Source organism: Aeromicrobium sp. UBA7512 (assembly GCF_002476985.1).
GTDB classification, from domain to species: Bacteria; Actinomycetota; Actinomycetes; order Propionibacteriales; family Nocardioidaceae; genus Aeromicrobium; species Aeromicrobium phoceense.
The window spans coordinates 215297-228823 of sequence record NZ_DLNK01000005.1 but is presented as its reverse complement, the minus strand read 5'-3'; the positions used below and the strand labels follow the sequence as shown (position 1 = coordinate 228823).

At 69.9% G+C, this 13527-nt stretch carries 17 protein-coding genes; 7 read left to right on the top strand and 10 right to left on the bottom strand.

The annotated features are described in order from the left end of the window. Positions 1-3: 3 nt before the first annotated feature. Together B2363_RS07475 and B2363_RS07470 are read right to left on the bottom strand one after the other, a co-directional pair. Positions 4-234, bottom strand: coding sequence for a hypothetical protein (locus B2363_RS07475; protein WP_286929465.1), 231 nt, complete (start codon positions 232-234; stop codon positions 4-6). Next, complete coding sequence (locus B2363_RS07470) at positions 231-545, bottom strand: YchJ family protein (RefSeq protein WP_286929464.1); 315 nt, start codon at positions 543-545, stop codon at positions 231-233. Before B2363_RS07470 ends, B2363_RS07475 begins: the two co-directional genes overlap by 4 nt. Positions 546-590: 45 nt before the next feature. Between B2363_RS07470 and B2363_RS07465 the strand changes: the two genes are divergently transcribed. After that, positions 591-926, top strand: a complete 336-nt coding sequence (locus B2363_RS07465; protein ID WP_286929463.1) for a YnfA family protein — start codon at positions 591-593, stop codon at positions 924-926. A 4-nt stretch (positions 927-930) separates the two neighbouring features. Here the strand turns inward: B2363_RS07465 and B2363_RS07460 are convergent, their stop codons facing one another. Then, on the bottom strand, positions 931-1530 hold the full coding sequence (locus B2363_RS07460; protein ID WP_286929462.1) for a TetR/AcrR family transcriptional regulator: 600 nt from the start codon (positions 1528-1530) through the stop codon (positions 931-933). Between the two features lie 82 nt (positions 1531-1612). Between B2363_RS07460 and B2363_RS07455 the strand changes: the two genes are divergently transcribed. Continuing rightward, positions 1613-3100, top strand: coding sequence for a carotenoid oxygenase family protein (locus tag B2363_RS07455; protein ID WP_286929461.1), 1488 nt, complete (start codon positions 1613-1615; stop codon positions 3098-3100). 2 nt (positions 3101-3102) lie between these two features. Here the strand turns inward: B2363_RS07455 and B2363_RS07450 are convergent, their stop codons facing one another. Beyond that, positions 3103-3465 (bottom strand): SdpI family protein, encoded by a 363-nt coding sequence (locus tag B2363_RS07450; RefSeq protein WP_286929460.1) that lies wholly within the window; start codon positions 3463-3465, stop codon positions 3103-3105. Positions 3466-3573: 108 nt separating this feature from the next. Here B2363_RS07450 and B2363_RS07445 point away from each other — a divergent pair, with 108 nt between their 5' ends. Further along, the gene (locus B2363_RS07445; protein ID WP_181755002.1) at positions 3574-4083 is read left to right on the top strand and encodes a flavin reductase family protein; all 510 of its coding nucleotides are present in this window, start codon (positions 3574-3576) and stop codon (positions 4081-4083) included. 7 nt (positions 4084-4090) lie between these two features. Here the strand turns inward: B2363_RS07445 and B2363_RS07440 are convergent, their stop codons facing one another. After that, a complete protein-coding gene (locus tag B2363_RS07440) occupies positions 4091-4561 on the bottom strand; it encodes a hypothetical protein (protein WP_181755000.1) in 471 nt (156 codons plus the stop codon). Positions 4562-4618: 57 nt separating this feature from the next. Further along, positions 4619-5008 carry an SRPBCC family protein gene (locus B2363_RS07435; RefSeq protein ID WP_286929459.1) on the bottom strand — a complete coding sequence of 130 codons (390 nt, stop codon included), beginning with the start codon at positions 5006-5008 and terminating at the stop codon, positions 4619-4621. Positions 5009-5047: 39 nt separating this feature from the next. Between B2363_RS07435 and B2363_RS07430 the strand changes: the two genes are divergently transcribed. The 4 genes from B2363_RS07430 (at position 5048) to B2363_RS07415 (ending at position 7375) form a co-directional block, all read left to right on the top strand. After that, positions 5048-5377 (top strand): hypothetical protein, encoded by a 330-nt coding sequence (locus B2363_RS07430; RefSeq protein WP_286929458.1) that lies wholly within the window; start codon positions 5048-5050, stop codon positions 5375-5377. Positions 5378-5387: 10 nt separating this feature from the next. Continuing rightward, positions 5388-5810, top strand: coding sequence for a hypothetical protein (locus B2363_RS07425; protein WP_286929457.1), 423 nt, complete (start codon positions 5388-5390; stop codon positions 5808-5810). A 109-nt stretch (positions 5811-5919) separates the two neighbouring features. Beyond that, positions 5920-6330, top strand: a complete 411-nt coding sequence (locus B2363_RS07420; RefSeq protein WP_286929456.1) for a hypothetical protein — start codon at positions 5920-5922, stop codon at positions 6328-6330. 274 nt (positions 6331-6604) lie between these two features. Continuing rightward, positions 6605-7375 (top strand): hypothetical protein, encoded by a 771-nt coding sequence (locus B2363_RS07415; RefSeq protein ID WP_286929455.1) that lies wholly within the window; start codon positions 6605-6607, stop codon positions 7373-7375. Here the strand turns inward: B2363_RS07415 and B2363_RS07410 are convergent. From B2363_RS07410 to ychF, 4 genes are all read right to left on the bottom strand, one after another. Continuing rightward, on the bottom strand, positions 7269-8864 hold the full coding sequence (locus tag B2363_RS07410) for a Ppx/GppA family phosphatase (protein ID WP_286929454.1): 1596 nt from the start codon (positions 8862-8864) through the stop codon (positions 7269-7271). The two genes, B2363_RS07415 and B2363_RS07410, sit on opposite strands and share 107 nt — an antisense overlap. A gap of 39 nt (positions 8865-8903) precedes the next feature. Next, positions 8904-10577: an ABC-F family ATP-binding cassette domain-containing protein gene (locus tag B2363_RS07405; RefSeq protein WP_286929768.1), complete on the bottom strand. Its 1674-nt coding sequence runs from the start codon at positions 10575-10577 to the stop codon at positions 8904-8906. Positions 10578-10631: 54 nt separating this feature from the next. Beyond that, the gene (locus B2363_RS07400) at positions 10632-12251 is read right to left on the bottom strand and encodes an ABC-F family ATP-binding cassette domain-containing protein (protein ID WP_286929453.1); all 1620 of its coding nucleotides are present in this window, start codon (positions 12249-12251) and stop codon (positions 10632-10634) included. 86 nt (positions 12252-12337) lie between these two features. Then, complete coding sequence (ychF, locus tag B2363_RS07395; RefSeq protein WP_286929452.1) at positions 12338-13426, bottom strand: redox-regulated ATPase YchF; 1089 nt, start codon at positions 13424-13426, stop codon at positions 12338-12340. Between the last annotated feature and the right edge of the window lie 101 nt (positions 13427-13527).

Below are 13527 nucleotides of genomic sequence, written 5' to 3'. Positions count from 1 at the left end.
AGCCTAGTCAGTCCCGGTCGTTCGGGACCCGAACTCCAGGCCGCGTGCCGCGAGGGCCTCGCCGAGCAGGCGGACGGCCTTCGGGCCGACGCCGTGCAGGGCGAGCAGCTCGGACTCGGAGAGCCCCGCGACCTGCTCCAGCGACGTGATGCCCTGCGCGGCGAGGGCGTTCGTCGCGGGGCGCCCGATCGATGCGGGCAGTCCGCTGGGCCGGGGTGCATCGGCGTTCGTCATCTGATCTCTCCGTCCACGTAGTACCAGCGGCCGTCCTCGCGCAGGAACGTCGACCGCTCGTGCAGGATCCCCAGCTCGCCGTCGGCGATGTAGGTCGCGCGGAACTCCACCACTCCCCCGTCGTCCTGCGGCCCGCCGGCCTCGGTGTCCAGGATCTGGAGTCCGCGCCAGCGCGGGTTGTCCGAGAGGTCCAGCTCGGCCGGACGGGTCGAGGGGTGCCAGGTGGCGAGCAGCCAGTCGCGGTCGCCGCGCCTGAACGCGTCGAACCGCGAGCGCATGAGCGCCTCGGCGGTCAGGGGCCGGTCCGTCACGGCACCAGCCTCGCACGACCCCGACCTGGCACGACACAATGCGGCATGGACGTCATGCGATCGATCAGCCTGTTCGCCGTGGCCGCGGTCGCCGAGATCGGTGGCGCCTGGCTGATCTGGCAGGGCGTCCGCGAGCACCGCGGCGTGATGTGGATGGGTCTGGGCGTCGTCGCACTGGGGCTCTACGGATTCGTGGCCACGCTGCAGCCCGACGCGAACTTCGGCCGCATCCTGGCCGCGTACGGTGGCGTGTTCGTCGCCGGCTCGCTCGCCTGGGGGATGCTGTTCGACGGCTTCCGGCCGGACCGGTGGGACGTCGCGGGCGCCGCGATCTGCCTCGTCGGCGTGGCAGTGATCATGTACGCCCCGCGCAGCGCCTGACGCGTCATACGGAGAACGAACGGAGCAGGTTCCCCATGAGCTCCCAGAGCACGTGGTGCTCGGGGTCCTTCACCACCTGGTCCATCCCTGCGAGCTCCAGCATCATGTAGCCGTGGAGCGCGCTCCACCACTGCGCCGCCACCGCCTTCGGATCGTCGGGCCGCAGTCGTCCCGCGTCCATGGCCCGCTCCACGAAGGCCACCAGCTGCTGGAACGCCGCGTACGCGACGTCCGCATCGGGTCCCTGGCCGCCGAGACCCCGCACGCTGATCGCCCCGAACATCACCGCGTAGAGATGAGGGTTCTGGAGGGCGTTCTCGCGGTAGGCCACCGCGGCCGCCAGCAGGTCGGCCGCGGGGTCGTCGGTCCTCTCGACGGCACCCACCCGGTCGATGAGGCGGCGGAATCCCTCGGTCGCGACGGCGTCGACGACCCCGCCCATGCTCCCGAAGTGCGTGTAGACGGCCATCGTGGACGTGCCCGCGCCGGTGGCGAGCCGACGGGTCGACAGTGCCGAGGGTCCCTCCTCGTCGAGGATCCGCGCCGCCTCCTCGAGGAGCCGCGCACGGACGGCAGGCGCCTGCGGACCCGGTACAGAACTCATACTCGACAGCATGGCATAACGCCGTTATGGTCGTGGATAACAGTGTTATGCGACTCGGGCGCGCGTCACCAGGAGAGACGTCATGACCGAGACCATCCACCCCACCACCGAGTCCACGAACCGGTACCTGCGCGACAACTTCGCGCCGGTGCGCGAGGAGCTCACCGCCACCGACCTCACCGTCACCGGCCGCCTGCCCGACCACCTCGACGGCCGCTACCTGCGCATCGGGCCCAACCCGCTCGACGACCCGGGCGACCAGCACCACTGGTTCCTCGGCGAGGGCATGGTGCACGGCGTGCGGATCCGCGACGGGCACGCCGAGTGGTACCGCAATCGCTGGGTGCGCTCGGCCGGCGTCGCCGACGCGCTGGGCGAGCAACAGCGGGGAACGCCCGGCGAGCGTGACTTCGCCGCGAACACCAATGTCCTGGAGCACCACGGCCGCACCCTGGCGCTCGTCGAGGCGGGGGCGCCGCCGTACGAGCTGACCCACGACCTCGAGACGGTCGGGCCGTGCGACTTCGGCGGCACCCTGCCCACCGTCGCCGGCCGGCCGGGCTACGCCGCGCACCCTCACCGCGACCCGGACACCGGCGAGCTGCACGCCCTGTCCTACAACTGGACCGCCGGGAATCGCGTGGCCTACTCGGTGCTCGGGAACGACGGTCGCATCAGGCGCAGCGTCGACGTGGAGGTGCACGGCAGCCCGATGATGCACGACTTCGCCCTCACCGAGCGCCACGTCGTGATCCTCGACCTGCCCGTCACGTTCGACATCGGCACGGCCACCGAGGACGTGCCGCGCCTCGTCCGGCCGCTGGTGCGGGGCCTGCTCAACCGCGTCATCGGGCGCAACCCGCTGCCAGAGCCCGTGATCGCGCGGATCGCCCGCGGCGGGGATGCGGTCTCCCTCCCCTACCGCTGGAATCCCGACTACCCGGCCCGGATCGGGATCATGCCGCGCGACGGCGACAGCGCCTCGGTCCGGTGGTTCGAGATCGCGCCCTGCTACGTGTTCCACACCCTCAACGCCTACGACGACGGGGACACCGTCGTGGTCGACGTGATCCGCCACCCGAAGATGTTCGCGACCGTGCTGAACGGGCCCGACGAGGGCCCGGCGGTCCTCACCCGGTTCACCCTCGACCTGCGGACGGGACGGGCCAGCGAGACCGGCATCGACCAGCGCTCGCAGGAGTTCCCGCGTCACGACGAGCGGCTCACGGGACGGCGCCACCGCTACGGCTGGGCCGTCGGCTTCGAGGACGGCGTACCGGGCGACACGCTGCTGCGACACGACCTCGAGTCCGGCTCCACCGAGTCGCGTCGGCTCGGCGCAGGGCTGGAGGCCAGCGAGTTCTGCTTCGTGCCGAATCCCGACGGCACGGCCGAGGACGACGGCGTGCTCATGGGGTACGTCCACGACCGCGCCGAGGGGCGCAGCCAACTGCGGCTGCTCGACGCGGCGACGCTCGACGACGTGGCCACCGTGCACCTGCCCGGCCGGGTGCCGGCCGGCTTCCACGGGAACTGGGCGCCCGAGGGCACCGACCTCGCCGACGTGTGAGGTCAGTCGGCCGACGTGGCGCGGGCGGCCCGGCCGCCGACCACGGCGGCGCGGATCACGAGCCCGAGGATGACGGCGGACCCGCCGAGCACCACCGTGACCAGCGCTGCCTCGGGCATCGGGACGAGGCAGGCCGCGGCCACGGCGACGGAGGTGATCGCCGCCGCCTTGGTCGGTCGCTCGGCACGCTGGTGGGCGGCGAGCCACGCCGCGTCGCTCGCCATCGTGCTCGGCGTGCGGATGCCGACGAGGGCGTTGCGCTCCAACCGGCCCGCTGCCGCGGCGCGCGCCATCCACCACAGCAGTACTCCCATGCCCAGCATCACCACGCCGATCACGGCCCGGCCCACCAGCTCCTCGGTCACGCGTCCACCGTAGGCGACGAACGATGATGCCCTTCGCCCCGCTCAGGTACCCGAATGCCTCATTGTTCGTTCCCTGCGGACCCGCGCGACCGGACGTAGGGTCGTCGCGTGGATGACGACGCGTTCGAGACGCTGATGGCCTCCGTCGACCAGCCGCTCGTGGTGGTGACGACGGCCGCCGAGGACGAACGCGCGGGGTGCCTCGTCGGGTTCCACGCGCAGTCGAGCATCGACTCCGAGCACTACAGCGTGTGGCTGTCGAAGGCGAACCACACGTACCGCACCGGCCTGCGCGCGAAGCACTTCGCCGTGCACTTCCTCACCGACCGCGACCTCGCCCTGGCCGAGCGGTTCGGCACCACGTGCAGCGCCGAGACCGACAAGTTCGACGGCCTCGACGTGGACACCGACGAGTACGCGGTCCCCCTCCTGCGCGACTGCCCCAACCGCATCGTGCTCGAGCGGATCGCCGTGCTCGACGACGGCGGCGACCACGTGTGCCTGGCGTCGCGCGTCGTGGCGGCCCACGCCGGCGAGCCGTTCACGCCGCTGCGCGTGTCGGCGGCCACTCACCTCGAGCCCGGCCACCCCGCCGAGAGCCGCGCCGTCCACCCCTGAGATCGCTTCAGGTCTGCCGCAGGTCCGATCGAGCCGCCTCGATGAAGGCTCCGCGGGCGGACACGACGAGGCCGTACGCGTCTTGGTATTCCTCCGACCAGTAGGTCATTTCCTCGCTTTGGAGGTCGCGGCGGAACGTGACGAGCGCTGTACGCATGCCCTTCGCCCGGCTGATCACGTCCTCCGAGCCGAGGACCTCGATCACCCGAAGGCGCGAGGCGACCGAGCTGTCGACGAGCCAGTAGCTGTGCGCGATGTCCTCGAGAGGATTGGGGCAGCCCGGGGTCGCGCGGCCGAGGAGGTGTGCCGCCTCGTGCGCGCACTCCAAGTAGTCGACGTAAGCCTGTGACCGCTCCAGACGGCGTGCGTCCTGGACCGACTCCTTCCTCTGGCGGCGATGTCGAATTGCTTCCAGCGTGAACGTGAGGACGGAGCCCAGCACCAACGTCGCCAATGGGAGAAGGACAGCAGAATCCATGGCGAAACCGTCCCACGAACCCGACCGCGTCGGGTGCACTTCGCCACGACGGAGCCGTCAGGACTCGACCAGGGCCGCCAGCGCGTCGAGATCCTTGGCAATCGTGCGGGCGTCCTGCTCGAACTCCTCGTCCGAGAGGTCGAGCTGGCGCACGGTGAAGACGACCTCGGCGCCGTCGGGGTGGGCGAGGACCCGGAACGGGTTGGTGACGGTGACACCGGACGGCAGCGTCACGTCGTGGTCGAGGATGCCGAAGGAGTTGCGCGGGACGAACCGCACGCGCACCTCGCCCATCGGCGACTGCACGACGAGGTGGTCGTCCCTCACCTCGACCTCCGCCTCCGCCAGACCGGAGGCCCAGCGCGGCAGGTTCGCGGGCTCGACCGCGAACTCGTAGACGTCCTGCGGCGAAACGGCAATGACCCGGCTGACGTGACGAGACTCCATACCGTGCAGCATGCCACCGCCGCGGACAAGAATGGATCCGTGATCATGCGGCGATGGCGAGGAGCGGTGAGGGCGCAGGACGCCGATGCCTACATCGCCCACCAGGACGACACCGGCGTGCGCGAGTACCGAGCCACTCCGGGCAACCGCGGCGTGTTCGTCCTGCGACGGCCGCTCGGCGACCTGGTCGAGGTGGTCACGCTCTCCCTGTGGGACTCGATGGAGGACGTCCGCCGGTTCGCCGGCGAGCAGCCCGAGGTCGCCGTGTTCTACCCCGGCGACGACGAGCTGCTCGTCGAGAAGGACCTCCACGTCGACCACTGGGAGGTCACCGGCGCCGACCTCGACCTGCCGGGCCCGAACTCATGAGGCTGAGCGCATGACCATGCGCACCGTCGCCGACAAGATGGGCCTGCGAGCAGGCTGGACGGCGCACTTCGTGAACGCTCCCGACGGCGTGCCGGAGTCGATGGGTCTGCCCGACCTCCAGCCGGTGCCCCTCAGCGGCGAGGTCGACTACCTCCACCTCTTCGTCACGACCCAGGAGCAGATGCGTGACGAGTTCCCCCGCCTCGTCCCGCACCTCGCGCCGCAGGGAAAGCTCTGGCTGTCGTGGCCGAAGGGCCGCCGGCTCGGGTCCGACCTGACCCTGCCTACCGTGATCGAGATCGGCTACGACCACGGCCTCGTGGAGAGCACGTGCCTGTCGGTGGACGACACCTGGAGCGCGCTGCGCTTCACCCACCCGAAGCCCGGCCAGCAGTACCAGAACAGCTACGGCACCCTGCCCGACCAGCGCTGAACATCGCCCGACTGACCCGATCTTGTGTCGATTGAGCCCAAATAGGGGCGTCAACGACACAAGATCGGGAACCGCCACGCGCCGGCAAGGCCGCGTGGCACCATCAGGCATGCCCATCGTCTCGTGGCGCTGGTCGATCGTCCTGGCCGCGCTCGCGCTCGTCGCCGTGATCTCGGCAACGATCGACTACCACGAGGTGGAACTGCCGTTCGACTCCCGGTGGCTCCCTTTCGGCGCCGACAGCCTGCAGCGGTCGCTCGGGGTGGCCACGGCCTGCTGCCTCATCGGCACCTTCGTCGCGCCTCGACGGCGTCAGTGGTTCAAGGTGTGCGCGGTCGTCGCCGGGGTGCTGTTCTACACCTCGACCTTCCACACCGGCGCCGGGCAGGCGAACGAGTACCCCAGCGTGATCCTGCCCTACTTCCTGCTGCCACCCCTGATCCTGCTCATCACGGCCACCCTCGTCCGGGTGGCCCTCGACGCCACACGCCAACCGGAGCAGCTGGCCCACTCCGAGTAGCCGCCCGCCCCCTCGCGCACGAAGCCCGAAGCGATCGGACGAAGCGCGCGAGCTCGCACGTTGAAGTGGAACTCGACCAGGTCGCCGTCGACCATCACATAGTCCTTGCCCTCCATTCGCACCTCGCCGGCGCCAACGGCCATCGCGGGCAGGCCGGGCCGCCACTCACCTGCGGTGGGTGATGTCCCGCTCTCCGCCACGCGGCACAGTGGCTGACGGGGTGCGGTGTCGCAACGGCGCGACCTCCACCGTCCGGAAGGCACAGGTGCCGAACGTGACCGATCAATCGCAGGGCCGAATCTCGGATGCGCAGGTCGCCGAGCTGCTCGCGCTGACCAGGGACGTGGACAGCGTCGAGCTCAAGATGACCGTGCCGGACTCGGATCGACGCGCTGCCGTGGTGGCCCTGGGGATGGATGCGCTCGATGCCCAGATTCGCCAGGTGTACTTCTTCGACACTCCTGACCTGAGGCTCGACAAGGCCGGTGTCGTCGTCCGGGCCCGCCGGGCGCAGCGGCGGGGAGACGACTCGGTGGTCAAGCTGAGGCCCGTCGCGCCGGCTCACATCCAGGAGGCGTGGGCCTCGGACAACCTCGGGGTGGAGGTCGATGCGATGCCCGGGGGCTTCGTCTGCTCGGCGTCCATGAAAGCCACGTGGGAACCGACCCTGGTGAAGGAGGTCGCCTCAGGCGCGAAGGCGATCCACAAGGCGTTCTCCAAGGAGCAACGATCGTTCTTCACGGCCCATGCGCCCGAGGGTGTCGAACTGGACGACCTGTCGATCCTCGGCCCCATCACCGTGCTCAAGCTGAAGCTGCATCCGCCCGAGCTGCGGATGCGTCTCGTCGCGGAGCTCTGGCTCTACCCGGACGGCTCCCGGATCCTCGAGCTCTCGGCCAAGTGCCCTCCGGCAGAGACCTTCCAGGCCGCGGCCGAGCTCAGGGCCTTCCTGACCCTGAAGGGTCTCGATCTCTCGGGCGAGCAGCAGACGAAGACGAAGTCAGCGCTCGAGTACTTCTCCGCCCAGCTCTCAGGGAGTGACTAGCCGAATCTCTCGACCAGCAGGCCGGTCGCAGTCCGCGATCGCTCACCGTGAGCGACTCGTTGCCGAACGCGGCGAGCACCGTTCGCACGATGCACGCACCGGCGAGGATGATGTCGGCCCGCTGGGGCTGCAGGCCGATGATCGAACGACGCTCGTCACTGGAGCGCGTGCGATAGAGCTCGATCTGCCGGTCGATCTCGTTCCTGTCGAGCACCGTGCCGTGCACGATGTTGGCGTCGTACTCCCCCAGGGCGTGCATGACGGCGGCCATGTTGGTGACAGCGCCACCCATCGCCACGAGCAGGTTCGGTGTCGGCCGGTCGTCGAGCCGGCGGAGGTCGGCAGCGATCGCTGCGAACGCCTCGGCGAGGGCGTCTTCGGAGACCGCCGCTCCGAGTCCATGTGCCTCCGTGTAGCGAACAGCGCCCACGTCCAGGCTGAATCGCTCGTCGATCTCCTCGCCGTGCCCGACCGTGAACTGGGAGCTGCCGCCGCCGGTCTCGAACACCACGAGGGAGCCTCGCGACTGTCCGATCCCGGCCCTCGTACCGAGATAGGCCAGTCGTGCCTCCTCGTCTCCGGAGACGACATCGATCGTCAGACCACACCGTGCCCGAACAGCAGCGATGAGATCTTCGCTGTTGGAGGCGATCCGCAGGCCGGCGGTGCCCACCGCAACGGTCTCCGCGGCGCCTGCCCGTGCGGCCTCGTCCACCATGGCGACGATGGCCTCCACCGTCCGCTCCAAGGGCTCGGGGCCGAGTCGGCCGGCCTCGTGGAGACCTTCACCGAGCCGCGTGACCTCGGCACGGTCGGCGACCGCCCGCCAGTGACCGTCAGCGCCTCGTTCACCGAGGTGGAACTTGACCGAGTTGGTGCCCACGTCGATGACGCCATAGCGCTCCGTGCCGAGCCGCAGGAGCGACTTGAGACCGCGCGGGAAGCTCACGTTGGGCATCGGTGGCAACCCGAGCTGGCGGAGTGCGGCCATCACCAGGGCCGGGTCCTCAGACTCGATCGCGATGGTGCGGGTCGATCCCTGCCCGCTGCGCACTTCGGTCAGCTCGGCCAGACAACCTCCGATGGTGTGTCGTTCCCGCCTCTTGTGCACGTCGGCCGCGACCACGTCGGGGTGGGGGTGCACCAGTTCGTTCATGAACTGGCCCAGCGTGTACATGTCCCGTGCCAGAGGCGGCGACACGACGCCCAGAGCGGCGAAGACGGTGTCGACGTCGGCCGAGGACAGGGGGAAATCGGCCTTCATCACCGGGGACCACTGCTGGAGCCCGCGCTCGTCCACGGCGACGAGGTGCTTGACGTCCATCAGGTCGTCGCGGATCTTGACGGTGTCGGTTCCCTCGGCCGACAGCAGGTAGAGCTCGTCGCTCTCCTGAATCCGGTCGGGAGGCGAGAGGATCAGCGCCGACCCGATGTCGACGGCTGAGTCGGCGAAGCTGCGCCACTCCCATCGCGGGGTCGTCTCGGTCACGATCAGGACCACCTCCGACTGGGGACGCTCGACGCCAGACTACGCCGTGAGTTCGGTGACCCGGCCGGCCTCGACGTGCCAGCGACGGTCGAGCCGCACCGTGCTCAGCATGCGACGGTCGTGGGTCACCAGCAGCAGCGCGCCCTCATACGTCTCGAGCGCCTGCTCCAGCTGCTCGATCGCGGGCAGGTCGAGGTGGTTGGTGGGCTCGTCGAGCACCAGCACGTTGACGCCGCGGCCCTGCAGCAGCGCGAGTCCGGCGCGGGTGCGCTCGCCGGGCGACAGCTCACCGGCGGGTCGGGTCACGTGGTCGGCCTTCAGCCCGAACTTCGCCAGCAGGGTGCGCACGTCGGCCGGTGACATGTCGGGCGCGAGCCCCTCGAACACGTCGGTCAGCGTGGCGGCTCCGGTGAACAGCGAGCGCGCCTGGTCCACCTCGCCGATCGCGACGGACGCACCCAGACCGGCCGTTCCACTCGTCAGCTCCTGCCGACCCAGCAGCGCCCGCAGCAGCGTCGACTTGCCGGCACCGTTCGGGCCGGTGATGCCGATGCGCTCGCCGGCGTTGAGCTGCACCGAGACCGGGCCGAGCGTGAACTCACCCTGCCGCACGGTGGCCTCGTTGAGCGTGGCCACCACGGCGCTCGAGCGCGGCGCGGCGCCGATCGCGAACTCCAGCTTCCACTCCTTGCGCGGCTCCTCGACCTCCTCCAGCCGGCTGATGCGGCTCTCCATCTGCCGCACCTTCTGCGCCTGCTTCTCGCTCGACTCCGACGCGGCCTTGCGGCGGATCTTGTCGTTGTCCGGGTTCTTCTTCATCGCGTTGCGCACGCCCTGGCTGGACCACTCGCGCTGCACGCGGGCGCGCCCGACCAGGTCGGCCTTCCTGGCCGCGAACTCCTCGTACTCGTCGCGCTGGTGCTGGCGGGCGATCTCGCGTTCCTCCAGGTACGACTCGTAGCCGCCACCGAACACCCGATTCCTGTGCTGGGCGAGGTCGAGCTCGAGGACGCGGGTCACGCAGCGCGCCAGGAACTCGCGGTCGTGGCTCACCAGCACGACGCCGCCGCGCAGGCCCTGCACGAACTTCTCCAGGCGTTCGAGGCCGTCCAGGTCCAGGTCATTCGTGGGCTCGTCGAGCAGCACGATGTCGAACCGCGACAGCAGCAACGCGGCCAGGCCCACGCGCGCGGCTTGGCCGCCGGACAGCGACGTCATCAGGCTGTCGGGCGAGAGCGCGCCGGCGTTCGGGTCGGCTGAGTCCTCCAGCACGAGCCCCAACTCGGCGAGCACGGCCGGGAGTCGGTCCTCCAGGTCGGCAGCGCCGCTGGCCATCCAGCGGTCGAGCGCCGCCTGGTAGACGTCGGCGGGGTCGGGCGCGCCAGGAGCGGGAGGCTCGGTGTCCCCCAGCGCCACGGCCGCGGCGTCCATGTCGGTGGTCGCGGCGGCACAGCCGGTGCGGCGCGCGACGAACTGCGCCATCGTCTCGCCCGGGACCCGCTCGTGCTCCTGCAGCAGACTTCCGACGAACGCGTCGGCCGGCGCGAGCTGCACCGTGCCGGCCTGCGGCTCCAGGTCTCCAGCCAGGATGCGCAACAAGGTCGACTTGCCGGCCCCGTTGACACCCACCACGCCGACGACGTCGCCAGGCGCGACCGTCAGGTCGAGGTCGTCAAAGAGCGTCCGGTGGCGACGAGTGTTGCGGTCATGCAGTGTTCCTCTGGAGTCGAGCGGCGTGTGGGCAGCGGTTCCGGGCAGTCCAGTGTCTCAGCGGTCGCGCTGCACGCGTCCCTCGTCCCACACGGGCTCCGAGCTCTCGCGCACCACGCCGTCGGCCCCGAAGACCAGGAATCGGTCGAAGGTCTTGGCGAACCAACGGTCGTGGGTCACGGCCAGGACGGTGCCCTCGTACGACTCGAGCGCGGACTGCAGCGCCTCGGCCGACTCCAGGTCGAGGTTGTCGGTGGGCTCGTCGAGCAGCAGCGACGTCGCTCCGCCGAGCTCGAGGCGCAGGATCTGCACCCGCGCCTTCTGCCCTCCCGAGAGCCGCTCGTACGTGGTCTCGGCCTGCTGCTCCAGCTCGTAGCGACGCAGAGACGACATCGCCGGCCCGCGCTGTAGCGCATGCTCGGCCCACAGGATGTCCAGGAGCGTGCGGCCTTCGAGCTCGGGGTAGGCGTGGGTCTGCCCGAAGTGACCCGGCACGACCCTCGCGCCGAGCTTCCACGTGCCCGAGTGGTCGACCGGCTGGCCCGCCAGCAGGCGCAGGAAGTGCGACTTGCCCGAGCCGTTCGAGCCGAGCACGGCCACCCGCTCGCCCTGGAACACCTCGAGGTCGAACGGCATCATCAGGCCCGTCAGCTCCAGCTTCTCGACGGTGATCGCCCGCACGCCGGTGCGGCCGCCCTTCAGGCGCATCGTGATGTCCTGATCGCGCGGCGGCTCAGGGGGAGGCCCGATCTCCTCGAACTTCCTCAGCCGGGTCTGCGCCGCGGCGTACCGCGACGCCATCGCATGGCTGACGGCGGCAGCCTGCTGCAGGCTCACCACCAGCTTCTTCAACCGCGCGTGCTGCTCGTCCCACCGTCTGCGCAGCTCCTCGAACCGGGCGAAGCGCTGCTTGCGGGCCTCGTGGAAGGACGCGAAGCCGTCTCCGTGCACCCACACGTCGGCCCCGGCCGGCGACGGCTCGACCGACAGGATCTTGTCAGCGGCCTCCGACAGCAGCTCACGGTCGTGCGAGACCAGCAGCACGGTCTTGCGGGTCTCGCGCAGCTGCTGCTCCAGCCGGCGCTTGGAGGGCACGTCGAGGTAGTTGTCGGGCTCGTCGAGCAGCAGCACCTCGGCCGGTCCGCGCAGCAACGCCTCCAGCACGACCCGCTTCTGCTCGCCGCCCGACAGCGTCACGGCCTCGCGGTCCATGACGGAGTAGTACGAGGCACCCAGTGCTTCGATCGTGCACATGTCCCAGGTGTTCTCGTAGTCGTAGCCGCCGGCCTCGGCCCAGTCCGAGAGCGCTTGGGCGTAGGCCATCTGCGTGGCCTCGTCGTCGTTCGAGGCCAGCGCGGCCTCGGCGGCATCGACCGCCCGCGCGGCGTTGCGGATCCGATCAGGCGCCACAGTCACCAGCAGGTCACGCACCGACGACCCGTCACGAACCGTCCCGACGAACTGCGGCATCACCGCCAGGCCGCCGGAGACGTTCACGGTGCCCGAGTCGGGCTGGAGGGAGCCGTCGATCAGCCGGAGCAGCGTCGACTTGCCGGCCCCGTTCGGGCCGACCAGCGCCACGACGGAACCCTCCCCCACGCGGAACGACACGTCCCCGAGCAGCATCCGCCCGTCCGGCAGGACGTAATCAAGGTGTGCGACGTCGACGTGACCCATGACAGTAGGCTGTCAGGCGGGCTCACCCCTCAGCCCAGGGGTCCGCGAGCATCAGCTCCATCAGCCGAGGGCGGCTGCCAGAGGTTCTAGACGTTGAAGCGGAACTCCACCACGTCGCCGTCGGCCATGACGTAGTCCTTGCCCTCCATGCGCACCTTGCCGGCGGCCTTGGCCTCGTTCATCGAGCCCGCGGCGACCAGGTCCTCGAAGGACACGATCTCGGCCTTGATGAAGCCCTTCTGGAAGTCGGTGTGGATGACGCCGGCGGCCTCGGGGGCGGTGGCGCCCTTCTTGATCGTCCAGGCGCGCGACTCCTTGGGGCCCGCGGTCAGGTAGGTCTGCAGGCCGAGGGTGTCGAAGCCGACGCGCGCGAGCTGGTCGAGGCCCGGCTCCTCGATGCCGAGGTCGGCGAGCATCTCGGCGCGCATCTGCTCGGCCTCCTCGTCGTCGCCCAGCTCGACCAGCTCGGCCTCGCTCTTGGCGTCCAGGAAGACGGCCTCAGCGGGCGCGACGATCTCGCGCATCTTCGACTTGAGGTCCTCGTCGGACAGCTCGTCGATGTCGCAGTTGAAGACGTACAGGAAGCGCTTCGCGGTGAGCAGGTGCAGGTCGCGCAGCGCCTCGAGGTCGAGTCCGGCGTTGCGCACGCCGGTGCCGGCCTCGAGGGCCTCCTTGGCCTTCTTCGCCTCCTCGAACTGCGCCACGAGCGACTTGTCCTTGCGCGACTCCTTGTCGAGGCGCGGCAGCGCCTTGTCGACGGTCTGGAGGTCGGCGAGGATCAGCTCGATCGCGATCGTCTCGATGTCGCTCGCGGGGTTCACGTCGCCGTCGACGTGCGTGACGTCCTCGTCGCGGAACACGCGCGTCACCTGGCAGATCGCGTCCGAGTCGCGGATGTGGGACAGGAACTTGTTGCCCATGCCCTCGCCCTCGGACGCACCGCGGACGATGCCGGCGATGTCCACGAACTCGACCGTGGCCGGCAGGATCCGCTCCGAGCCGAAGATCTCGGCCAGCTTCTCCAGGCGGGAGTCGGGCACGCCGACCACTCCGACGTTGGGCTCGATCGTCGCGAACGGATAGTTCGCCGCGAGGACGTCGTTCTTGGTCAGGGCGTTGAAGAGCGTCGACTTGCCGGCGTTGGGAAGTCCGACGATTCCGATGGTGAGGGCCACGGGGAGCCAGCCTACTGCCGGGACCTGCGAGCCAGAGAATTCCCCATGTCGCTCAGGTGTAACTCCGTGATACCTTTCGCGTGACCAGCGTCACATTACTT